At 65.6% G+C, this 20,886-nt stretch carries 16 protein-coding genes and 5 pseudogenes; 11 read left to right on the top strand and 10 right to left on the bottom strand.

Annotated features, from left to right (window positions below; genetic code table 11):
- Nucleotides 1-179 precede the first annotated feature (179 nt).
- Nucleotides 180-1,676: a PAS domain S-box protein gene (locus tag ACFPU0_RS26330; RefSeq protein ID WP_377696234.1), complete on the top strand. Its 1,497-nt coding sequence runs from the start codon at nucleotides 180-182 to the stop codon at nucleotides 1,674-1,676.
- 24 nt (nucleotides 1,677-1,700) lie between these two features.
- On the opposite strand, the gene ACFPU0_RS26325 is transcribed toward ACFPU0_RS26330, so the two are convergent.
- The gene (locus tag ACFPU0_RS26325) at nucleotides 1,701-2,057 is read right to left on the bottom strand and encodes a hypothetical protein (protein ID WP_377696233.1); all 357 of its coding nucleotides are present in this window, start codon (nucleotides 2,055-2,057) and stop codon (nucleotides 1,701-1,703) included.
- Nucleotides 2,058-3,032: 975 nt separating this feature from the next.
- Between ACFPU0_RS26325 and ACFPU0_RS26320 the strand changes: the two genes are divergently transcribed.
- From ACFPU0_RS26320 to ACFPU0_RS26305, 4 genes are all read left to right on the top strand, one after another.
- Nucleotides 3,033-4,289, top strand: coding sequence for an OprD family porin (locus ACFPU0_RS26320; RefSeq protein ID WP_377696232.1), 1,257 nt, complete (start codon nucleotides 3,033-3,035; stop codon nucleotides 4,287-4,289).
- 378 nt (nucleotides 4,290-4,667) lie between these two features.
- A complete protein-coding gene (locus ACFPU0_RS26315) occupies nucleotides 4,668-5,231 on the top strand; it encodes a GNAT family N-acetyltransferase (RefSeq protein ID WP_377696231.1) in 564 nt (187 codons plus the stop codon).
- Between the two features lie 172 nt (nucleotides 5,232-5,403).
- Nucleotides 5,404-6,795 carry a Na+/H+ antiporter NhaA gene (gene nhaA / locus ACFPU0_RS26310; RefSeq protein ID WP_377696230.1) on the top strand — a complete coding sequence of 464 codons (1,392 nt, stop codon included), beginning with the start codon at nucleotides 5,404-5,406 and terminating at the stop codon, nucleotides 6,793-6,795.
- A gap of 190 nt (nucleotides 6,796-6,985) precedes the next feature.
- A complete protein-coding gene (locus ACFPU0_RS26305) occupies nucleotides 6,986-7,831 on the top strand; it encodes an alpha/beta fold hydrolase (protein WP_377696229.1) in 846 nt (281 codons plus the stop codon).
- An 8-nt stretch (nucleotides 7,832-7,839) separates the two neighbouring features.
- On the opposite strand, the gene ACFPU0_RS26300 is transcribed toward ACFPU0_RS26305, so the two are convergent.
- Nucleotides 7,840-8,655, bottom strand: a complete 816-nt coding sequence (locus ACFPU0_RS26300) for a CHAD domain-containing protein (RefSeq protein WP_377696228.1) — start codon at nucleotides 8,653-8,655, stop codon at nucleotides 7,840-7,842.
- Between the two features lie 150 nt (nucleotides 8,656-8,805).
- Here ACFPU0_RS26300 and ACFPU0_RS26295 point away from each other — a divergent pair, with 150 nt between their 5' ends.
- On the top strand, nucleotides 8,806-9,222 hold the full coding sequence (locus ACFPU0_RS26295; protein ID WP_377696227.1) for a PaaI family thioesterase: 417 nt from the start codon (nucleotides 8,806-8,808) through the stop codon (nucleotides 9,220-9,222).
- A gap of 90 nt (nucleotides 9,223-9,312) precedes the next feature.
- Nucleotides 9,313-11,316 (top strand): peptidase U32 family protein, encoded by a 2,004-nt coding sequence (locus tag ACFPU0_RS26290; RefSeq protein ID WP_377696226.1) that lies wholly within the window; start codon nucleotides 9,313-9,315, stop codon nucleotides 11,314-11,316.
- Between the two features lie 60 nt (nucleotides 11,317-11,376).
- Here the strand turns inward: ACFPU0_RS26290 and ampC are convergent, their stop codons facing one another.
- Together ampC and ACFPU0_RS26280 are read right to left on the bottom strand one after the other, a co-directional pair.
- Entirely contained in the window at nucleotides 11,377-12,537 is a 1,161-nt protein-coding gene (gene ampC / locus ACFPU0_RS26285; RefSeq protein WP_377696225.1) for a class C beta-lactamase, read from the bottom strand.
- A gap of 94 nt (nucleotides 12,538-12,631) precedes the next feature.
- The gene (locus tag ACFPU0_RS26280; RefSeq protein WP_377696224.1) at nucleotides 12,632-13,846 is read right to left on the bottom strand and encodes a cytochrome c biogenesis protein DipZ; all 1,215 of its coding nucleotides are present in this window, start codon (nucleotides 13,844-13,846) and stop codon (nucleotides 12,632-12,634) included.
- Nucleotides 13,847-14,138: 292 nt separating this feature from the next.
- Between ACFPU0_RS26280 and ACFPU0_RS26275 the strand changes: the two genes are divergently transcribed.
- Nucleotides 14,139-14,879, top strand: coding sequence for a response regulator (locus tag ACFPU0_RS26275; protein WP_377696223.1), 741 nt, complete (start codon nucleotides 14,139-14,141; stop codon nucleotides 14,877-14,879).
- Nucleotides 14,879-16,186, top strand: coding sequence for a sensor histidine kinase (locus ACFPU0_RS26270; RefSeq protein WP_377696251.1), 1,308 nt, complete (start codon nucleotides 14,879-14,881; stop codon nucleotides 16,184-16,186). Before ACFPU0_RS26275 ends, ACFPU0_RS26270 begins: the two co-directional genes overlap by 1 nt.
- A 171-nt stretch (nucleotides 16,187-16,357) precedes the next feature.
- On the opposite strand, the gene ACFPU0_RS26265 is transcribed toward ACFPU0_RS26270, so the two are convergent.
- The 5 genes and pseudogenes from ACFPU0_RS26265 to ACFPU0_RS26245 all read right to left on the bottom strand — a co-directional run.
- A complete protein-coding gene (locus ACFPU0_RS26265; protein WP_377696222.1) occupies nucleotides 16,358-16,864 on the bottom strand; it encodes a GNAT family N-acetyltransferase in 507 nt (168 codons plus the stop codon).
- Nucleotides 16,865-17,058: 194 nt separating this feature from the next.
- Nucleotides 17,059-17,361, bottom strand: a pseudogene (locus ACFPU0_RS26260) (HpcH/HpaI aldolase/citrate lyase family protein); the annotation flags it as partial.
- Nucleotides 17,358-18,007: pseudogene (locus tag ACFPU0_RS26255) on the bottom strand (FAS1-like dehydratase domain-containing protein); the annotation flags it as partial. The pseudogenes ACFPU0_RS26255 and ACFPU0_RS26260, both read right to left, overlap by 4 nt.
- A gap of 19 nt (nucleotides 18,008-18,026) precedes the next feature.
- Nucleotides 18,027-18,221 (bottom strand): annotated as a pseudogene (locus ACFPU0_RS26250) (aldehyde dehydrogenase); the annotation flags it as partial.
- Nucleotides 18,198-18,476, bottom strand: a pseudogene (locus ACFPU0_RS26245) (alpha-ketoglutarate permease); the annotation flags it as partial. The pseudogenes ACFPU0_RS26245 and ACFPU0_RS26250, both read right to left, overlap by 24 nt.
- Nucleotides 18,477-18,818: 342 nt before the next feature.
- On the opposite strand from ACFPU0_RS26245, the pseudogene ACFPU0_RS26240 reads away from it, so the two are divergent.
- Nucleotides 18,819-18,983, top strand: a pseudogene (locus ACFPU0_RS26240) (LysR family transcriptional regulator); the annotation flags it as partial.
- Between the two features lie 60 nt (nucleotides 18,984-19,043).
- Nucleotides 19,044-19,745 carry an alpha/beta fold hydrolase gene (locus tag ACFPU0_RS26235; protein WP_377696221.1) on the top strand — a complete coding sequence of 234 codons (702 nt, stop codon included), beginning with the start codon at nucleotides 19,044-19,046 and terminating at the stop codon, nucleotides 19,743-19,745.
- A gap of 158 nt (nucleotides 19,746-19,903) precedes the next feature.
- Here ACFPU0_RS26235 and ACFPU0_RS26230 read toward each other — a convergent pair whose 3' ends face one another.
- Nucleotides 19,904-20,848, bottom strand: a complete 945-nt coding sequence (locus ACFPU0_RS26230; RefSeq protein WP_377696220.1) for a DMT family transporter — start codon at nucleotides 20,846-20,848, stop codon at nucleotides 19,904-19,906.
- Nucleotides 20,849-20,886: the final 38 nt, after the last annotated feature.

The following is a 20,886-nucleotide window of genomic DNA, read 5'->3' as shown; positions in this document are numbered from 1 at the left end:
CGGCGGTGACGCCCCCTCTATTGGAGCGTTCGCCCGGGACATGGCAGGGACCCCGGAGGCGACTAAGGGAATTACCTAGATGGGGCCGTGTAATCTCTGAGCGCCCCGGAGGTAGGCTGAGGGTATAAAGCAGTGACCGCCCACCCGGGCGGCGATCGAAACCCATCAGAGGCCGCAAGATGTTCACACCCCGGGACAGCGACTTCCGCAGACTCGTCGAGGCGATGCCCTTGTGCATCATCCTGCATGACGCCAGGACCAAGGAGATCCTCTGGGCCAACCCCGCGGCACTTGCTGTGCTGGGCTTCACCCTGGAGGAACTGGTGCCGCTGAAGGCGCCGGACATGACCAGCAGCGCGCCCAAGTACCGCCGTTCGGTCGGCCTGCGCTGGCTGGAAGGCGCGGCGCGCACCGGACAACGCGCCATCGAATGGTGCTATCGCTCGAAGCAGGGCGTCGAGATCCTGTCCGAGGCGGTCGCCACCCTGGTCCACCTCGCCGAGCGGGATGTGCTGATGGTGCAGTTCCGCGATATTTCCCGCGAGGAACAGGTCAAGCGCGACCTGAAGCGTTTCGAGAGCCGGCTGCGGACCTTCATGCAGGACCTGGCGGAGGGGGTCGCGGTGCTGGATGCCGATGGTGCCATCCGCTTCATCAGCGATTCCGGCCTGCGCCTCATCGGTTGCAGCGAGGGGGAGCTGCTGGGCCACAGTTTCACCGACCTGTGCGATGACAAGTCGCGCCAGCGGCTGCTGTCCAACCTGGGGCGCAAGCGGCCCAGCCGCGATCCCTACAGCGTCCACTACCGCATTCGCCACGGCGACGGCAGCTGGCACTGGCACCATGCGACCTGCCGCTACATCGAGCTGGAGGACGACCTGCGCGGCCATCTGCTGCTGTTCCGCGATGTGACCGAGCAGGTGACCGCCGAAGAGGCGCGCCGGGCCAGCGAGCAGAAGCTGGAGTACCTGGCCCGGCACAACGCCATGGGTGAAATGGCCGTGGCCATCGCCCACGAACTCAGCCAGCCCCTGGCGGCGACACGCAACTTCATCGAAGGGGCGCTGCTGCGCCTGGACCGCAACGCCCCGGCCAACGAACAGGTCGCCTATGGCCTGAACAGCGCCGTACGACAGATCGAGCACGCCTCGCTGATCATCAAGAGCGTGCGCGGCTACGTGGTGAAGCTGGAGCAGGCCGAACAGGTCGTCGACCTCAACGAGGTGCTTGCCGAGACCCGTTACTTCATCAGCCTCAAGGGACAACCCTGCCGCGTACGGATCGAGGTCGCGCCGGCCAGCGTGCCGCTGCTGGTGAGCTGCGAGCCGGTGCTGATCGGCCAGGTCATTCTCAATCTCGCCTTCAACGCCATCGAAGAACTGATGGATCTGCCCCTGGCCCAGCGCAGGCTGCGCATCTACACGGCGCTGAGCCGCGACTCGGCGATCCTCTGCGTCGAGGACCGGGGGCGCGGCATCGACGCCGGGCACCAGGAAAAGCTGTTCGACGGCTTCTTTTCCTCCAAGGTCAGCGGCAATGGCATTGGCCTGGCGCTGTGCAAGAGCATCATCTCCCGCCATCGGGGGGAGATCTGGGCGCAGAACGTCAGCCCCCACGGCGCCATGTTCTGCTTCACGCTGCCACGGGTGGCGGCCAGGGACAGGCCCACCCCCTAGGCATGCCCTGCGTCCGGCGGGCGGCTACTTGTGCGGCCGGTACTCCGCCAGCCGACCGAGCAGTACACCGAAGGGGATGGACACCAGCAGATTGCCCAGCGGGGCGAACGACAGCCCCAGGGATGTCGTGGAACCGTCCGGCCAGGCGAAGGTGCCGAGAAACAGCGCGCAGTCGGCCAGGAGCACGCAGCTGACCGCCAGCAGGGGCACCCGCGGCGACCTGGACACGGCCAGCAGGAGCACGCAGACGACATAAGGCGTAAAGGCCCAGAACATCAAGGGTGCAGTGAACGTATCCAGCCCGTTGGCGGACTTGAAGGCGGCTACGTAGAAGTGCAATGCGGCGCCAAGGCCCGCCAGGGCCAGGGTACAGGGGGTCATCCAATGCCTCATTCAGGGCCTCGCCAATGGCTGGAGGCCGCTGTCCATGGAGCTCGCTGTGGCCAATCCAGGTGCCTGAGTACCTTGTGCCAACGATAGCCAATGATGGCCGGGGCTGCCGGGATCGGCGACGGAGTCGCATGGCCCCGCGCCAGGGACGTGCCCGGTCCGCCAGCTTGCCGGGAAGACCGAATCTGCTCGCAAGGCCGGCGCGCCCCTTGGGCATGACGCTCAGGGCCCTGGGCCTGGGCACCATGCAGGGTGGCGGCACCAGCGAGGTGGCCAATGTTCGCGGAAATAAAAAGAGCCGCCTTGGGGCAAGGCGGCCAAAGAGATTAAACCAAAGGAACGATGAAGCGGAGGAGCCGTTCGCATTCATGGCAGAGCAGCAGAAAGTGCGCCCGGCGAGATCTTCATCGAGGGGCGAGTCTACCGACTCCGCCTCACATCGAAAATCGAACGCCTTGATGGAAACTATTGACGGCAATTCATGGGATTCCCCGTCTGCAACCGGTAGTGGCGCCAGACAGGTCATGAAATCGCCCTTGACATTCAATTCCTCAGCCATTTGATGGATCGATCACGGACACGTCTATCTCGGGACCTACAAAGGCTGTCAATACGACGAAAGATCAATACTCGGAGACTTCGAATTGCACCCGGAAACACTTTGCGTTATTGCCAAACGCCTTGCGAGAGTTGATGAAAGAGCTGCCCCAGGCGATGAGTGGAAGTGGATTGAATATCTGCCAATCGGCCGATTTCATTTATCTCGTCGATAATTGAAATCGACACTCGGAGTTTCCGGTATCATGCCGCGCATGATAACTGTTGGCGCGCATTGCACCGATGACGCCAATAATCAGAATCATGACCAATGGATCCGCAAACGCGCTTTCGCTTGCGGTCATTGATCAGTCGCTTGAATTCCTGCCATTCCCAATACCAAAAAACGACCATTCAGGAGCATCCGTGATGCGAATCAACTCCCTGAGCGCCTTGGCATTGGCGGTTGCCGCCGTTGCCAGCCTCCCCGCGATCGCCAGCGAGCAGTCCGAATCCAAGGGTTTCATCGAAGACGCCAACGCCACCCTGTTGCTGCGCAACGCCTACTTCAACCGTGATTTCAAGGATGGCGCCGCCGACGCCAAGGTCTGGGGCCAGGGCTTCATCGGCACCTTCGAGTCGGGCTTCACCCAGGGCACCATCGGCTTCGGTGTCGACGCCTACGGCCTGCTCGGCGTGAAGCTGGACAGCGGGCGCGGCCGCAACTACACCGCCTTCTTCGATACCGACAGCGATGGCCACCCGGTGGACGACCTCTCCGAAGCCGGCGCGGTGGCGAAGCTGCGCGTCTCCAACACCGTGCTCAAGTACGGCAATCAGTTCCCCTCGCTGCCCGTACTGGCCCATGACGACAGCCGCCTGCTGCCCCAGGCCTTCACCGGCACCCTGGTCACCAGCAATGAAATCGAGGGTCTGGAACTCAATGCCGGCCACTTCACCGGCGACAGCCCCATGGGCGACCCGGCGCGCGACCCCAACCGCCTGAAGAGCATCGACGTGGTTGGCGGCAGCTATGCGGTCACCGACGACTTCAGCCTGTCGCTCTATCACTCCGACGTCGAGGACATGTACAAGAAGTACTACGCCAACCTGAACTGGAACATCCCCTTCGATGACCAGCAGGCGCTGAACTTCGACTTCAACATCTATCGCACCAAGTACGACGACGGCTCGGTCGCCGCACTGGCCTTCGGCGGTGACGGCCAGGACGACAGGAACACCCTCTGGAGCCTGGCGGCCAAGTACAGCATTGGTGCCCACGCCTTCATCGTCGCCCATCAGCGCAACACCGGCGATGCCGGCTACGCCTACGACTTCGGCGACGGCGGCAGCACCATCTACGTGGCCAACTCCTACTTCTCGGACTTCAACCTGGAAGACGAGCGCTCCTGGCAGGCCAGCTACGAGCTGGACTTCGGCGCCTACGGCGTGCCCGGCCTGAGCTACAAGTTCGCCTACGTGCGCGGCAGCGACATCGTCGCCGGCGGCGAGAACGACGGTACCGAGCGCGAGATCTTCAACCAGTTCAAGTACGTGGTGCAGGACGGCGCGGCCAAGGACCTTTCCTTCAAGCTGCGCAACTCCATCTACCGCGCCGACAACCAGGTGGGCCCGGACCTCAACGAAGTCCGCGCCTTCATCGAGTACCCCCTCAGCATCCTCTGATGCCTTCGGTCGCGCCGGTTCGCCGGCGCGATCGCCCGCACCCGGGCGCCAATCCGACGCGGCTAGTGCCTACCCTTCTCCTTGCCTGCCTTCCTCACCTTGCCGCCACGCCCGGACGGCATCCTGATCAGTTGGTAGAAGAGCCGGTCGATGATGTCCCGCAGGCGCCCGAGCCAGGCTCGCAGCCCGGTTCGTCGCGGCGGAGCCGCCGAAGTGGAACGAAGGGGAGTGATCCTGGCCATGCCGACACCTCCAGAGGAATCATGCCGATGGGACCAGCCTGCGCCCGATCACCCGCTTTTGCGTTGACGCTGATCAAAGGTCGCCTGCCGGCTGGGCGCAAGAATTCCTCAGGCTTCCCAACACGGAGTACGCAGCATGTCCACGCAACAGAGCACGCAGCCACTCGCCGCTGTCGCCGCTGCCCAGAACGATGACCACTGGATCGAGCCCCTGGACGATGGCACCCATGTGCTGATCCGCCCCCTGCGTCCCGAAGACCGGGCGCGGGAAGTCGAGTTCATCCGGAACCTGTCCCCCGAAACCCGGCATTTCCGTTTCCTGGGGGCGATCAAGGAGGTCAGCCCCGCCCTGCTGGACCATCTGATGGAGGTGGATTACCAGCACAAGATGGCCTTCGTCGCCCTGGTACATCAGGACGGCGAGCTCATCGAGGTGGGTGTCAGCCGCTATGCCGCCTCGGATGCCACCGGCCAGTGCGAATGCGCGATAACGGTGGCCGACGCCTGGCAGGGCCGTGGGCTTGGCCGTTCCTTGATGCTCCATCTTATCGATACCGCTCGGCGCCACGGTTTCAAGCGGATGTATTCAGTAGATGCCGTCGCCAATACGCAGATGCATGAACTGGCCCGGGAACTGGGATTCCAGTGCCAGCGCGACCCGCAGGATGCCGCCCAGCTGATCCACAGCCTGGCGCTTTGAGCGGCCGCAGACCTACTGCCTCGGGTGAGGGGCTCGCCAGGCCGGCAAGCACTGGCTGGTCAAATCGGCAAAGGCGCTGTAACCTGCGCGCCGGGTGTCTGGCTGCGCATGCAGTCGGGCAGGTTTCATGTGTCGGTCGGGCCGCCGCACAAGCTGCTGAGTATTGGCGACCATGAACCAAGCCCCTTCCCCCAAGGCGCTGCCGGCTGCGCAGCGTATTGCCGACAAGGCCTTCTCCGCGTTCGAAAAATTCCTGCACATCGAGACCGTCAGCGGCATCGTCCTGCTGATCGCGGCCGCCGCCGCGCTGATCTGGGCGAACTCGCCCTACGCCGGCGGTTACGAGCATTTCTGGCACATGCCGCTGTCGTTCGGGATCGGCGACCTGGTCATCTCCAACTCGCTGCACTTCTGGATCAACGATGGGCTGATGACCCTGTTCTTCCTGGTCGTCGGCATGGAGATCCGCCGGGAGATCCATGAAGGCGCCCTGGCCAGCCTCAAGCTGGCCGCCCTGCCCATGATCGCCGCCTTCGGTGGCGTCCTGGTCCCGGCCCTGCTCTACCTCTCCTTCAACAGTGCCGAAGGCTTGCGCCAGGGCTGGGCGGTCCCGACTGCCACCGACATCGCCTTCGCGGTCGGGGTGCTGGCCCTGCTGGGGCGTTCGGTGCCCGCGTCTGTCCGGGTGTTCCTCCTGGCCCTGGCGATCATCGACGACATAGTCGCGGTCCTGATCATCGCCCTGTTCTACTCCGGCGGCCTGGACCCACTGGGCTTCGTCATCGCGGGCGTGGGCATCCTGCTCGTCCTGGGCCTGCAGCGGATCGGCGTGGGTTCCGCCTACGCTTACCTGCTGCCGGGTGCGCTGCTCTGGTTCGGCCTGCTGAAAACCGGCGCCCACCCCACGCTGGCGGGCGTGGTGCTCGGCCTGATGACGCCCGTGCGCGCGGTGAAAAGCATCGACCCGCCACTGCTGGTGGCGACGCGGGCCATCAGCGATTTCGCCCGGCGCGAGCAGTCGTCCAGGGGCGACGCCGCCGAACTGCTGCAGCCCATCAAGCAGCTTCGACAGGCCCAACGCGAGTTGCTGCCGCCGGTGATGCGTGTGCAGGCGGCGTTGCACCCCTGGGTCGCCTATCTGGTGATGCCGCTGTTCGCCCTGGCCAACGCCGGAGTGAGCCTGGGGGGCGTCGACTTCGGCGAGGGCGCGTCCCTGGCGGTGCTGACGGGCGTCGCCGCGGCCCTGGTGCTGGGCAAGCCACTGGGCGTGCTCGGCAGCAGCTGGCTGCTGGTTCGCCTGGGCTGGTGCAGCCTGCCGCCGGGCATGAGCTGGCCCTGGATGGCCCTGGTCGGCTGCCTGGCCGGCATAGGTTTCACCATGTCGATCTTCATTGCCAACCTCGCCTTCCTCCAGCAGGACCTGCTGAGCGCGGCCAAGCTGGGCGTACTGGTCGCGTCGGTGGTCGCCGGCCTGATCGGGCTGATCTATGGCCGCCTGCTGATCGTCCGCACGCGGCCGGCCGATGGAAGCGGCGAAGCGACGGCGCCTGTCACCAGGCACTGAGGACGGCAACAGGGCGTGCCGCCAGCGACCGGATCGGCGGCAGCGGCCTGCTCCAGCCTTGCCCGGCAACTGGTCTACCCTGCATGGTTGCCACCATCACATTGCAGGGGTACCGGACACCTCGCTCCCCCGGTCGCGGGCCGCGATGACGGCACCCTCCTGTAGCCCGACGCATCGAAGGAGCAGCCCCATGCCGAACGCCCAGTCCGCCAGCCAGGTGCCCAACCTGTTCGTCGAATGCAATGGCCGCCGCCTGGCCTATCGAGTTATCGGAGAAGGCACGCCCATGGTGCTGTGCCTGCGATTTCGCGGCGTCATGGACTCCTGGGACCCGGCCTTCCTCGATGCGCTCGCGGCACATGGGTTCAAGGTGCATGTATTCGACTACAGTGGCCTCGGCCTGTCCGGTGGAACACCTGGCTATGACCCGGCATCGCTGGCGCGCGACACCATCGAGCTGATCACCGCATTGGGGCTGGGCAAGGTCGTGCTCGGCGGCTGGTCCCTGGGCGGTATCGCCGCGCAGGTGGTCATGCTGCAGGCGCCGCAACTGGTCAGCCACCTGGTACTGCTTGGCACGACGCCACCCGGCCAGTTGGTGAAGACCGGCGAGGCGCTGTTCTACGAGCTGGCGCGCCGGGAAAACGACTTCGAGGATTTCGTTCAGCTCTTCTTCGAGCCGACCTCGTCCGCCAGCCGCGAAGCCGCCATCCGCTCCGCCGAACGCATGGCCGCGCGCCAGGACGGCCGCTGCCCGGAGGTACCCCATGAATGGGCCGGCCAGCAGTTGGGGGACGGCCCGCGCAACCCGGTCTTTCCGCTACAGCCGGCGCTGGATGCGCTGCGCACCACCGACACGCCTGTCCTGCATCTGGGTGGCGACCATGACATCGTCTTCCCGGTGGAAAACTGGCATGCGCTCAGTGGCGTCCTGCCCACCCTGCACCTGGTGACCCTGCCGCGCGCGGGCCATGGGCCCCACCTGCAGTATCCGCAAGCCAGCGCCGCGCACATCGCCGCCTTCATCGCAGGCTGAAGGGCGCCTCAGGCGGCCGGAACGCCCTGATCAGGCAGGGCGCCCTGCACCTCCATGGGTGCCTGTTCGGCGATGCATTCGGCGAGGATCGAAAGCTCGACCTCAGCGGCCTTGAGCTCCGCCGCGCCGGCGATTTCCCAGCGGTCCTTGAGCACCAGCAGGTCCGTTTCCTGATCGGCCTTCAGGCACCACTGGAAATGGTCGTGCCAGTCGCCCAGGGCCGATTGCACGGCCTTCAGGGCGTGCACGGCGTCATTCGGGATCGGCGATAGCCGCAGGTAGGCTTCGTGGGCGTAGCGCATGCGCTTGACCAGCAGGCGCAGCGCATGGCGGTCGAACGCCGGATCGGCCAAGGCCTCGCGCAGGCGCTGCAATTGCCGTTGCAGGCGGATCCGCACGCGCTCGCGGAGTCCTTCCAGCTCGCCATTGCGCTCGGCTTCGCGCATTTGCGCGGGCCAGCCATCCAGTACCGCCATGAAGCGCTGCACGGTGGCGCTGCTCTCGATGCCGGCGTAGCGCGATTCCAGCAGGTGCCTGCGACGTTCGGCCTGGTCCCGGAAGCCCTGGCGCTCGAGTTCGACGATCAGCACCTCGAGATCCCGTACCGGCGTGGTCAGCCGGCCGACGTCCGCCGCCGCCGCATCCAGCGCCCCGGCTGCCTCCAGCCGGCGCATCGGCCGCAACAGGCTGCGCAGCTTGCGCAGGTTGATGCGCAGATCGTGCAGCGCCTCGTCATCGGTACGGCAGGCAAGGCGCGCGTAGGCGTGATGGAGCCCCATTTCCAGTCCCAGCACCTGGGCGACTATCGAATCGACGAATGACATCCCGGCTACCCTTCGAAATCACGTCCGGGGAGCATAGCCGGCCAACATGAGAATGATGTTGCACCAGGTCAATGCCGAGGGGCTCGGCATGGACATCGCCGGCGAGGTTGTGGCAGCGTCCGGACCACAATGCAGACCAGGGAGTCCGGTATGGCCGACAAGAAAGAATCCATCGCCCGCTTCATCCGCGAAGAGTTCCCTCAGACCCGCGTCGTGGTCGAAGCCGTGGGCGAGCGCGGCGCCACCGTCTCGCAACCCGTCGACGAGTCGGACCTGCGTCCCGGCGGCACCGTTTCCGGGCCGACGCTGATGGCCATAGCCGACGTCGCGCTCTACGTCGCCCTGCTCGGGGAGATCGGCATCGTGCCGCTGGCCGTCACTACCAGCCTGACCATCAACTTCCTGCGCAAGCCCGAGGCCCGCAGGCGCGTCATCGGCGAATGCCAGCTGATGAAGGTCGGCAAGACCCTCGCCGTGGGTGAGGTTTCCCTGTATTCCGAAGGCCTGGAAGAGCCGGTGGCCCACGTCGTGGGCACCTACTCGATTCCGCCCGCCCGCTCGCGCTGAACGCCACCCCGCCATCCGGCACTCCAAGGGTGTCGATCGGGCGCTTGCCCGGTACAATGCGCCCCTGCCCCAGTGCCGGATGTCATTGCCATGTCTTTACCCAAACACCACCTCGAACTCCTCAGCCCCGCCCGCGATGTCACCATCGCCCGCGAGGCCATCCTGCATGGGGCCGATGCCGTCTACATCGGCGGTCCGAGCTTCGGCGCCCGCCATAACGCCTGCAACGAGGTGGCGGATATCGCCAGGCTCGTCGAGTTCGCCCATCGCTTCCATGTGCGGGTGTTCGTCACCATCAACACCATCCTCCACGACGACGAACTGGAGCCCGCGCGCAAACTGATCCACGAGCTCTACGACGCCGGCGTCGATGCGCTGATCGTGCAGGACATGGGCGTCCTCGAGCTGGACATCCCGCCGATCGAGCTGCACGCCAGCACCCAGACCGATATCCGCACCCTGGAGCGCGCCAGGTTCCTCGACCAGGCCGGCTTCTCCCAGCTGGTACTGGCCCGCGAGCTGAACCTGAAGCAGATCCGCGCCATCGCCGACGAGACCGACGCAGCCATCGAGTTCTTCATCCACGGCGCCCTGTGCGTGGCCTTCTCCGGGCAGTGCAACATCTCCCACGCCCAGACCGGCCGCAGCGCCAACCGTGGCGACTGCTCCCAGGCCTGCCGCCTGCCCTACACCCTGAAAGACGACCAGGGCCGCGTGGTGGCCTTCGAGAAGCACCTGCTGTCGATGAAGGACAACAACCAGAGCGCCAACCTCAGCGCCCTGGTGGACGCCGGCGTGCGCTCCTTCAAGATCGAGGGGCGCTACAAGGATGCGAGCTACGTCAAGAACATCACCGCCTATTACCGCCAGCGCCTGGACGGCATCCTCGAAGGACGCCCGGACCTGGCCCGCGCCTCCAGCGGCCGCACCGACCATTTCTTCGTGCCCGATCCGGACAAGACCTTCCACCGCGGCAGCACCGACTACTTCGTCAGCGAACGCAAGATCGATATCGGCGCCTTCGACACGCCGACCTTCACCGGCCTGCCGGTGGGCCAGGTGGAGAAAGTCGGCAAGCGCGACCTGATTGCCGTGACCCATGAGCCGCTGACCAACGGCGATGGCCTCAATGTCCTGGTCAAGCGCGAGGTGGTCGGTTTCCGTGCCAACATCGCCGAGCTGAAGGGCGAATTCGAAGAAGAAGGGGAAAAGCGCTGGCGCTATCGCGTCGAACCCAACGAGATGCCGGCCGCCCTCTCCCGCCTGCGCCCGAACCATCCGCTCTCCCGCAACCTGGATCACAACTGGCAGCAGGCACTGCTGAAGACCTCCGCCGAGCGCCGCATAGGCCTCGACTGGAAGGCCAGCCTGCGCGAAGAGCGCCTGGAGCTGACCGCCACCAGCGAAGAAGGGGTGAGCACCAGCGTCAGGCTGGACGGCCCCTTCGGCGCGGCGAACAAGCCGGAACAGGCGCTCGAACAGCTGCGTGACCTGCTCAGCCAACTGGGTACCACCGCCTATCACGCCAGGGGCATCGACCTGGATGCGCCCCAGGCGTATTTCATTCCCGCCTCCCAGCTCAAGGCCCTGCGCCGCGAAGCCATCGAGGCCCTGACCGAGGCCCGTGTCGCCGCCCACCCGCGTGGTTCGCGCAAGGCGGTCAGCGTGCCGCCGCCGGTCTACCCCGAGGCGCACCTGTCGTTCCTCTACAACGTCTACAACCAGAAGGCCCGCGACTTCTACCACCGCTACGGCGTGCAACTGATAGACGCCGCCTACGAGGCCCACGAGGAAACCGGCGAAGTACCGGTGATGATCACCAAGCATTGCCTGCGCTTCTCCTTCAACCTCTGCCCGAAACAGGCCAAGGGCGTCACCGGCGTGCGCACCAAGGTGGCACCGATGCAACTGGTGCACGGCGACGAGGTGCTGACCCTGAAGTTCGACTGCAAACCCTGCGAAATGCACGTGGTCGGCAAGATCAAGGGCCATATCCTCGACCTGCCGCAGCCGGGCAGCGCCGCCAGCGGCGTGGTCGGCCAGATCACCCCCGACGACCTGCTCAAGACCATCCGCAATCGCGCCCCGCACTGAGGCCGGTTGTGCCAGGGAGCCCGTGCCAGTGCCGGCCACGGGCTACCCGGGTCCGGGCCGTCACTCCAGCTGGCCCAGGATGCGATAGGCCAGCTTCACCCGCTCCTCGTTCGGGTAGTTCTTGTTGGCCAGCAGCACGATGCCGAGCTTCTTCGCCGGCACGAAGGCCACATAGGCGCCGAAGCCATTGGTCGAACCGGTCTTGTTGACCCAGACGGCTGCCTGCGGCGGCGTTGGGGGATTCAGTGCAGTAACGGCCATGCTCTCCAACGCCATCCGGCTGCCGTTGCCTTCCAGCAGCGCATCCAGCGCCACCGGGTAAGGGTACTGCTCCCAGATCAGGTCCTGGGTCATCGCGCCCAGCTGGTAATACCCCGTCCGGGTGGTATCGATTGCACGTTGCAGATCGGCATCCGCTTGCGCGAGGCCCAGGTTGACCTCGACGAAGCGCAGCAGGTCCTGGCTGCTGGTTTTCACGCCGTAGGCCTCGTCGGCCAGTACGGCCGGGGTCAGCCGAACCGGCGCATCTTCCTTGTTGTAACCCTGCGCGTAACGCGGCATCGCACTTGCCGGCACCTCGACGAAGGTGTTTGCCATGCCGAGCCTGGGCAGCAGCTCGACCTCCATGGCCTTGGCGTAGGGCAAGCCGAAGGTGCTGGCGGTAACCACGCCGAGCAGGCCGATGCCGGGATTGGCATAGGTCCTGTATGTGCCGGGGGCGAAGCGGGGCTGCCAGGACCGGTAGTAGTCCATCAGCTGCCGGTCGTTCCTGACCTCGTCAGGCAATTGCAGCGGAAAACCGCCTGCGGTGTGGGTGGCCAGGTTGATCAGCGTCACCTGGTCGAGCTCGCTGCCCTTGAGTTCCGGCAGATACCGGCTGGGGCTGCTGCTGAGGGAGAGCCTGCCCTTGGCTTCGGCATAAGCGGCCAGGGTTACGTTCAGCGTCTTGCTGACCGAGCCGACTTCGAAGAGCGTATCGCGGGTGATGGCCTGGTTCGTCGTCCTGGAGGCAACGCCGTAGTTGTAGAAGTGCCGTTCACCCTTGACCGTTACCGCGATGGCCAGGCCTGGAATGCCGTACTGCTGCATGACCTTGCGGGCCGCTTGCTGCACGCTGGCGTCGATACCCGCCTGGTCGCCAGCGGCCATGGCATTGCTGCCCAGTGCAGAAGCCAGGGCGATCAACATGATCCGTGCGCGGTGCTTTCCTGTCAGGCGCATGGAGGTCGTCCTCAGGCCGTGAATGGGGTGGAAGAACCTACCATCTCTGGCAGGTGCTTCCAAAACCGCTTCATCACCAGGTATTACGTGCCCCTCAACCAGCTGCGCCTGGCCGCTCCTGCAGGAGCTTCTGGATGATCGCCTCCTGCTCCTGGTAATCGCCCTCACCGATATGCAAGTGACGTATGCGCCCCTTGGCATCGATGAAGTAGTGCGCCGGCCAGTACTGATTGGTGAAGGCGTTCCAGATGCGGTACTGGTTATCGACGGCCACCGGATGCTTGACGCCCAGGCGAACGGTCGCCTCGCGAACGTTGTCGATGATCCGCTCGAAGGGATACTCCGGCGTATGCACGCCGATCACCACCAGCCCCTTGTCCGCATAGCGCTCGGCCCACTGGTTCACGTACGGCAGGCTGTTCCGGCAGTTGATGCAGTCGAAGGTCCAGAAATCCACCAGCACCACCTTGCCGCGCAGGTCTTCGTTGGTCAGCTCCGGGCCATTGAGCCACTGGGTGGCACCCTCCAGCGACGGCATCGCGCCCAGGTCCGGCAATTGCTCGATGGTCCCTGCGCGGGCGCTGCCCACCAGGTTCTCCAGCAGGGCCGGAACGCCATCTATTACCTTGCGTTCCAGTTCCGCCGCCAGGCGGGACGATCCCACCCCGGCCAACTGGTCACTGGCGCCGCTGGCAATACCGACGACCGCCAGCAAGGCCAGGGCACCGGCGCCGCGGCGCAGCCATTCCATCGCACGCAGCGACAGCTTCGCCCGTTGGATCGCACCTCGCCCGAGGAAGATCAGGGCGCCCAGTGCCACGGCGCTGCCCAGGCCATAGCTGAGCAGCAACAGGCTGCTCGAGGTACTGGGTCCGTTGAGCATGGCCCCGGACAGGATCAGCCCCAGGATGGGGCCGGCACAGGGCGCCCACAGGAGGCCGGCGGCGAACCCCATCGACCAGGCCGAAAGCGTCGGCGGCAGGCGCCGGGCATTCCCGTGCAGCCGATCTCCCAACCAGAGCCAGGGACGCGACACCCAGGTGCCGAATCGACTGGAAAGCAGGGCCACCGCCGAAACGGCCAGCAGCACCAGGGCCAGGTAGCGCCCCCACTGGCTGGCGTGGATCACCCATTCACTGGAAACGACCGCCAGGCTCGCCAGTACGGCGAAGCCGGAGGCCAGGCCGGCCAGGGTCAGCAATGGCGACCAGGAGGGGCCGCCGGCGCGCGCGAGCAACAAGGGCAAGACAGGAAGCACGCAGGGGCTGAACAGGGTCAGCACCCCGCCGAGAAAGGCGACAAGCAACATGGGCACCTCGATTGGAGATCGTTCTCCTGACGGTTGATTGCTGGACAGATGCGTCACGGCATCCGCTGGGTGCCCATTCCAGCGGCCGGAGGTATCGCCGATGTGTCGGGCAGGGACGGCCATTGCCGCGCCAGGTATCGGCGACGGCCGTTGATACAGGCAGATACGCGGGAGGCTCGTGCAATCGCAGGTATCAGGGCGGCGCTGGATACACTGCAATACAAAGGGCGGCGGGCAAGCGCCGTCGCGCCCGATACACTGGGTCCCGAAACGAGTCATGGGAGGATTGTCCATGGACCATGTCGATCACATCCTGGTCGTCGACGACGACCGGGAAATCCGCGAACTGGTGGGCAACTACCTGAAGAAGAATGGCCTGCGCGTCAGCCTGGCGGCCGACGGTCGACAGATGCGGGCCTTTCTCGAAGCCAATGTGGTGGACCTGATCGTCCTCGACATCATGATGCGCGGCGACGATGGCCTGCGCCTGTGCCGTGAGCTGCGGGTGGGCAAGCACAAGTCCACGCCGGTACTCATGCTCACCGCGCGCAACGAGGAGACCGATCGCATCATCGGCCTGGAAATGGGCGCCGACGACTACCTGACCAAGCCCTTCTCGGCCCGTGAACTGCTGGCCCGGATCAACGCCGTACTGCGCCGCACCCGCATGCTGCCGCCCAACCTGCAGATCAGCGAGAGCAGCCGGCTGATCGGCTTCGGCAAATGGCGCCTGGACACCAGCGCACGCCACCTGTTGGACGCCGAGGGCACCCTGGTCGCCCTGAGCGGCGCCGAGTACCGACTGCTGCGGGTATTCCTCGACCACCCGCAACGGGTACTCAGCCGCGAACAACTGCTCAACCTGACCCAGGGCCGCGAGGCGGACGTGTTCGACCGCTCCATCGACCTCCTGGTCAGCCGCCTGCGCCAACGCCTGCAGGACGACGCCCGCGAACCCGCCTGTATCAAGACGGTGCGCAACGAAGGCTATGTCTTCTCGCTGCCCGTGCAACTGATCGAGCCGATGCCGTGATGGCCCTGCCCCGCTGGCCGCGTACCCTGGCCTCCCGCCTGGCGCTGATTTTCCTGGCCGGGCTGGTGCTGGCCTACGGGCTGTCCTTCGCCTCGCAGTTCTACGAGCGCTATCAGACCGGGCGCGACGTGATGCTCGGCAACCTGGAGCATGACGTAAGCACCGCCGTGGCGCTGATCGATCGACTGCCGGCGGAGGAACGTGCCACCTGGCTGCCGCTGCTGGAACGGCGCAACTACCGCTATCGGCTCGATGCCGGCCTGCCGGGCGAACCCATGGACATGGCCCGGGCACAGATGGCGGCTATCTCCATCGAGCGGGCCATCGGCCAGCGCTATGCCCTGCGCTTCGAGAACATCCCCGGGCCGAGGCCGCATTTCCAGGCGCACCTTGTGCTGAGCGACGGCCGCCCGCTGACGGTCGACGTCACCCCGGGGCCCATCCCGGTGGCCCGGTGGCTGCCGGTGGTGCTCATCCTGCAGCTCGCCGTGCTGCTGCTCTGCACCTGGCTGGCGGTGCGCATGGCGATCAGTCCCCTGACCCGCCTGGCCCGGGCCGTCGACCACCTCGACCCGGATACCCCCGGCCCGCAGCTGGACGAAAGCGGTCCGCGCGAAGTGACCTACGCTGCCCGCGCCTTCAATGCCCTGCAGGGCCGCATCGCCGCTTACCTGCAGGAGCGCATGCAGCTGCTGGCGGCCATCTCCCACGATCTGCAGACCCCCATCACGCGCATGAAACTGCGCGTCGAACAGATGGATACGTCGCTGGAACGGGAGCGGCTGTGGAGCGACCTGAACGAGATGCAGCACCTGGTGCGTGAAGGCGTGGCCTATGCCCGCAGCATGGACGGTGCCAGCGAAGCCCTGTGCCGGGTGGACCTGGATGCCTTCCTCGACAGCCTGGTGCTCGACTACCAGGACAGCGGCCAGGCGGTGAGCCTGGACGGAACCAGTGGGGTGCTGCTGGAAACCCGCCCCCACGCCCTGCGCCGCGTATTGAGCAACCTGATCGACAACGCCCTGAAATTCGGCGGCAGCGCCCATCTGCACGTGCAACGCGATGCAGCGGGCAAGGTGCGGATGCAGGTGCTGGACGACGGCCCGGGCATCGCCGAAGAGGAGCTGGACGAAGTGTTCAAGCCCTTCTATCGCGTGGAAAGTTCGCGCAATCGCGACACCGGCGGTACCGGCCTGGGGCTGGCCATCGCCCAGCAACTGAGCCAGGCGCTGGGCGGCCGCCTGACCCTGAGCAACCGCGAAGGCGGCGGCCTGTGCGCGCAACTGGAGCTGCAAGCGGCGTCCTGAAGCCGCCACACCTTGCTTTTTGCCTACCTGCACACCTGGGGCGAAACTCCTGCGCCTCGCTCATCCCCCGGTGCGCACGGCGCACCCTACCTGGCTGGCTGGACCTGTGGGAGCGGCCTTGGCCTCAACCGTAGGGTGCGCTGCGCGCACCGATTGCGGAATCGGCCTGTCTCATTCAGTGGCGTCGAACGCCTCGTGGTAGCTCACCTGGCCGGTTGGCCAGCGGCCGCTGAAGGATATCGCCTGGAAGTACTCGGGCGGTACGCCGGGCAGTTCCAGGCCGGGCCGGACGTCGAAGCCGAAGCGCTGGTAGTAGGCGGGATCGCCCAGCAGGACGCAGCCCTCGGCGCCCAGCTGGCGCAGGTCGGCCAGGGCGGCTTCCATCAGGCGCGAGCCGATGCCCTCGCCTTGCCGGCCCGGCGACACGGAGATGGGGCCAAGGCCGTACCAGCCGGTGGCGCCGGACGAAATGGAGACGGGGGATATGGCGACGTGGCCGAGGATCTCGCTCCCCTCCTCCGCCACCAGGGAAACCGTCAGTTGGCCGGCGCGGCGCAACGCATTGACGATGAATTGTTCGGTGTGGCTGCTATGGGGAGCGTGCCGGAACGCCGATGCGGTGAGGGTTTCGATGGCCGCGCCGTCGGCGGCGGTTTCAGTTCGGATTGGCAGTGTCATGGGGTTCCCAGCCTGGTTGGTGCTGCCGGCCTCTTGCCGGCCTGTAGGGGGATAGCGCTTTTCTATCCACCAGCGGGGCATTGCAAGACACCGATGGTGGAAATCCCCAAAGGGATTTCCACCCTACGCTCTCGCTGTATCCCCTGTAGGAGATCGCTCCTACGATACTTGAAGCGGACAACGCCTGGCGGCTCTTACTCCCCCGCCCGCTCCAGCAGGCTTCGGGCGCGGCCGATCACCGGGGCATCCACCATCGCCCCATCCAGCACGAACACGCCCTCCCCGGAAGCGGCCGCCACGAGCACGCGGCGGGCCCAGTCCAGTTCGGCGTCACTGGGCCTCAGGGCCTGGTGAATCACCTCCACCTGGCGGGGATGGATGCACAGCAGGCCGGCGAAGCCCATGTCACGGGCGAAACGAACCGTCCTGGCGAGCCCCTCGACGTTCTCGATATCCGGATAGACCCCATCGAGGGGCGGCGCCAGGCCGGCAAGGCGAAGCGACGCAGGCGTGCCTGCGGATTGGCACGGCAGAAGGCACGCAGACTCAGGGTGGCGATCAGCGGCCCATGCACCACCACCCCCGGATAGCCTTCCTGCTCGGTGGCGTAGGGCCAGTCGTAGTGGATGCGATGGCCGTTGAAGGTGACCGCCGAGTAGCGGAACAACAGTGTGGGGCTGGGTTCGACGGTTTCCAGCCAGGCGCCGCTGCGCAGTTGCTCGGGGCTCGACAGCTTGGCGGGGTCGGCTCGCGGTAGACGATGTCCTGCTCGTCGCGCAGGGCCAGGCGGCCATCCTGGAAATGGTCATGGCGCACCGTGACGAACAGCAGGGAACCGGTGCGGCCATGCTTCTCCTGGACATCGAGGATGGTGGAAGTGCGCGTCACCTCCCCGCCCACCTTCAAGGGCTCGATGAACTCCAGGCGGCTGCCCGCCCACATGCGGTTGCGGTTGTCCGCCGGCGGCAGGAAGCCACCCCGCGCCGGGTGCCCGTCGCCGCCCAGGCCGGATTCGAACACCGGTTCCTGGAAGAAGGCCCAGTGCCACAGCGGCGGCAGCGCTTCGCCGTGGGCGGGAGTCGGCTCGCCGAGGGTGGCGGCGATGCGTTTGACCAGGTTCTGGAAGCGCTCAAGATTTGACATGGAAGACTACTCGCTGCTGTCAGATGGGCTGGTAGCCAAGGGCTGCACGGAAGCGGTTCTTGATGTAGCTGCCATCGCGCGGTGGCAGTACACGCGGCGGGTTTTCCGCCTTGATCTTCACGGTGGCCAGTTTGACCCCGGCGTTGCGGGCACCGATCTGCTCGCGCAGCTGGTGCACGCCGTCCATGTCACGGATCTCGTCGGTCCAGCCGAACAACCAGCCCCCCAGCGGCCGCATGAAGAAGCCCACGGCGAACACCCCGGCGGCGGCCAGCAACTGGGTGGTCTGGTCGCCCTTGGGGAAGAACGCGGCGGCGAAGTAGATCGAGGTGTAGGCGTAGATGAAGAAGTCGTACCACTCCACCAGGTTGCCGGAGCAGGCGCCGAGGATGGAGCGGGCGCGACTGGACGCCGTCTTCGGATTCTGGTCGTTGGCAGCGTGGAGGGGCTCGGAAGCGGATGAGGTCATTGTTGTTTTCCTTTCTTCGAGGCGAGCCGGGACTGAGCGCTGGCCACGGGTCAGGCTCGGAAAGCACGGCTGCGGATTGTCGGGCGTGGAACGCGGGATCAGCGCTCGAGCTTTTATTGTTGTCTTGTGCCTGCTCCTGGGGAGCGGCGGGTATTCACGGAAACCACGCTACGCCAGTCCCGGCCGGTGGATAAGCCGCGCCGGTATCTATCAGCTATGCCCAAATTTTATCGCTGGCCCGCCAAGGCCCGAAGACAGGGCCTTGGCGCCCCTTTCGCGGCGACGGCGGATCGCCTGGCAAGGGGACGCGCGGGTTCGCTGCGGATCGAATGGCATTACACTCTCGGCGCCGCCCCGCTGGTGGACCCGCAACCGACGCGCAAGCCGGTGCTGGTCTACCCGGCCGATCGCCGCGTCAGCCCGGCCGCCAGGTTCGTCGGCGAATCCTTCATCGAGATCATCGCCGACCTGGTGGAACGCAACATCTGGGCCGGCCACATGCTCTGAACCTTCCGCGGCCACGCCGGCCCCGGCAGTCCCCTACCCTGCGATACCTGCGAGTTTCCTATGGATGTGAACCCACCCGCCCTGGTCATGCTGCCGGGCCTTCTCAACGACCAGCGCCTCTGGGCACAACAGGCCGCCGACCTGGCCGGGGAGCGGGAGGTGCGCATCGCCGACCTCACCCGCGATGACAGCATCAGCGCCATGGCCCGTCGCGTGCTCGACGAGGCCCCGCCCCGCTTCGCCCTGGCGGCGCTGTCCATGGGCGGCTACGTGGCCTTCGAGATCATGCGCCAGGCACCGGAGCGGGTCCTGCGCCTGGCCCTGTTCGACACCATGGCGAGCCTCGATTCGGCGGAACGCGCCGCCACCCGCAAGGGCCTGTTGCAACTGGCACACCGCGGCCGCTTCATCGGCGTCAGCCCGCAGTTGATGCCGCGCCTGATTCACCCGCGCTGGCTGGACTCGCATGTTTCCGCCACGGTGCAGCAGATGGCGGTGGCCGTGGGCAAGGAAGGCTTCATCCGCCAGCAGCAGGCGATCATCGACCGCGCCGATTCCCTGCCCCTGCTACCGCAAATCCGCGTCCCGACCCTGATAGTGGTGGGCGCCGACGACCAGCTCACTCCAGTCGCCGAGGCGCGCCTGATGCACGAGCGCATTCCCGGCTCGCGCCTGGAAATCCTGCCGGAATGCGGCCACCTGCCGCCGCTGGAAATGCCGGAACGGACGCTTGCGCTGCTCCGCGAATGGCTGGCTTGGTGATGGGCTGACGTGTGGGAGCTCACCCATCACACCGAGTCATCGCGTAGGGTGGAAATCCCGGTAGCGGATTTCCACCAAAAGGACTGGTGGATAGAAAGTCGAAGCCGTGAGCATTGGCGAAGACAAATCCGCAACACTCGTCCGGGTAGGTCACGACGTCATTCCTTCTTCAGCAGGAACCTTTCCAGCGGCACCTTGGTAATCGCGAAGCCAGCCAGCAGGAGCGCGGAATAGACCGCGAGGTCGTAAGAGATTGGTTGGCCCTCATACCAGGCGCCGATGATTACGGCGAACACCGGAAAGATGATGAAGACGAACGACAGCACCACCGGGCTCATGCGCTTGAGCAGGAAGAAATAAACGATGAAGCCACCCACCGAGGCGCACAGGCCAAGGTAGGCCAGCGCTCCCCAGGATCGGGCGCTGATGGCCACGAAGTCCGGCCGCTCGACGGCGAGCCCCATGAGGAACAGCATTAGCCCGGCCACACCTATGGGCAGCGTGTTGTAGGTGATGACGCTGATCTCGGTGCCCCTCTGCTTGGTCACCACGTAGCACAGTGCGTGCATAACAGCGGCGGCGAGTATGGCCAGCACGCCGCCGAAACCAGAACTCTCCAGGCTCAAGCCCTGGCTACGGAGAATCATGGACAGGCTGCCGAAACCGATGACGATGCCAAGGACCTGGGACAGGTAGATACGCTCGCTGAGAAAGACCGCCGAGAAGATCAGGATGAATACCGGCATGCAGCTGAACAGCAGCGCGGTGAGGCCTGAGGAGACATGCAACTCACCGTAGTTCAGCAGGTAATACGGCATGCCGAAGTAGCACAGGGTCACGAAGACGAAGAACCCCATTCGTGCTCTCGGGAAAAAGACCGGGTCACCCCGCAGCAGGGCGAAACCGAGGAACAGCGGGAAAGCGATCAGGAAACGCAGGCCGGAGGCGGTTAGCGGCGGCACGGTTTCCACGGCGATCTTGATGCCCAGCCAAGTGGTGCCCCAGCTGACGCAGACAATGAGAAACAGGAACGCGCTGACCAGTCCGGATAACCAGCGCGATTTTGTCGTGGCCAGATTGGTGGCGGACTCTAGAATTGACATGATATCAATGCATCCAATTTGCTAGCTTTCTACAGTCA

The sequence above is a fragment of the Pseudomonas sp. GCM10022186 genome, assembly GCF_042656385.1.
Classification (GTDB): Bacteria; Pseudomonadota; Gammaproteobacteria; order Pseudomonadales; family Pseudomonadaceae; genus Metapseudomonas.
Note: the sequence above shows the minus strand (reverse complement) of the source record. Positions and strands in the feature narration are given on the sequence as shown.

What these genes read in the sequence shown, in the direction of transcription:
- ACFPU0_RS26270 (WP_377696251.1), top strand. Translation starts at nt 14,879, where the DNA reads ATGGCCCTGCCCCGCTGGCCGCGTACCCTGGCCTCCCGCCTGGCGCTG.
- ACFPU0_RS26300 (WP_377696228.1), bottom strand. Translation starts at nt 8,655, where the DNA reads ATGTCATTCGTCGATTCGATAGTCGCCCAGGTGCTGGGACTGGAAATG.
- ampC (WP_377696225.1), bottom strand. Translation starts at nt 12,537, where the DNA reads ATGCGCCTGACAGGAAAGCACCGCGCACGGATCATGTTGATCGCCCTG.
- ACFPU0_RS26325 (WP_377696233.1), bottom strand. Translation starts at nt 2,057, where the DNA reads ATGACCCCCTGTACCCTGGCCCTGGCGGGCCTTGGCGCCGCATTGCAC.
- ACFPU0_RS26265 (WP_377696222.1), bottom strand. Translation starts at nt 16,864, where the DNA reads ATGACACTGCCAATCCGAACTGAAACCGCCGCCGACGGCGCGGCCATC.
- nhaA (WP_377696230.1), top strand. Translation starts at nt 5,404, where the DNA reads ATGAACCAAGCCCCTTCCCCCAAGGCGCTGCCGGCTGCGCAGCGTATT.
- ACFPU0_RS26280 (WP_377696224.1), bottom strand. Translation starts at nt 13,846, where the DNA reads ATGTTGCTTGTCGCCTTTCTCGGCGGGGTGCTGACCCTGTTCAGCCCC.
- ACFPU0_RS26290 (WP_377696226.1), top strand. Translation starts at nt 9,313, where the DNA reads ATGTCTTTACCCAAACACCACCTCGAACTCCTCAGCCCCGCCCGCGAT.
- ACFPU0_RS26315 (WP_377696231.1), top strand. Translation starts at nt 4,668, where the DNA reads ATGTCCACGCAACAGAGCACGCAGCCACTCGCCGCTGTCGCCGCTGCC.
- ACFPU0_RS26330 (WP_377696234.1), top strand. Translation starts at nt 180, where the DNA reads ATGTTCACACCCCGGGACAGCGACTTCCGCAGACTCGTCGAGGCGATG.
- ACFPU0_RS26320 (WP_377696232.1), top strand. Translation starts at nt 3,033, where the DNA reads ATGCGAATCAACTCCCTGAGCGCCTTGGCATTGGCGGTTGCCGCCGTT.
- ACFPU0_RS26235 (WP_377696221.1), top strand. Translation starts at nt 19,044, where the DNA reads ATGGATGTGAACCCACCCGCCCTGGTCATGCTGCCGGGCCTTCTCAAC.
- ACFPU0_RS26295 (WP_377696227.1), top strand. Translation starts at nt 8,806, where the DNA reads ATGGCCGACAAGAAAGAATCCATCGCCCGCTTCATCCGCGAAGAGTTC.
- ACFPU0_RS26305 (WP_377696229.1), top strand. Translation starts at nt 6,986, where the DNA reads ATGCCGAACGCCCAGTCCGCCAGCCAGGTGCCCAACCTGTTCGTCGAA.
- ACFPU0_RS26230 (WP_377696220.1), bottom strand. Translation starts at nt 20,848, where the DNA reads ATGTCAATTCTAGAGTCCGCCACCAATCTGGCCACGACAAAATCGCGC.
- ACFPU0_RS26275 (WP_377696223.1), top strand. Translation starts at nt 14,139, where the DNA reads ATGGACCATGTCGATCACATCCTGGTCGTCGACGACGACCGGGAAATC.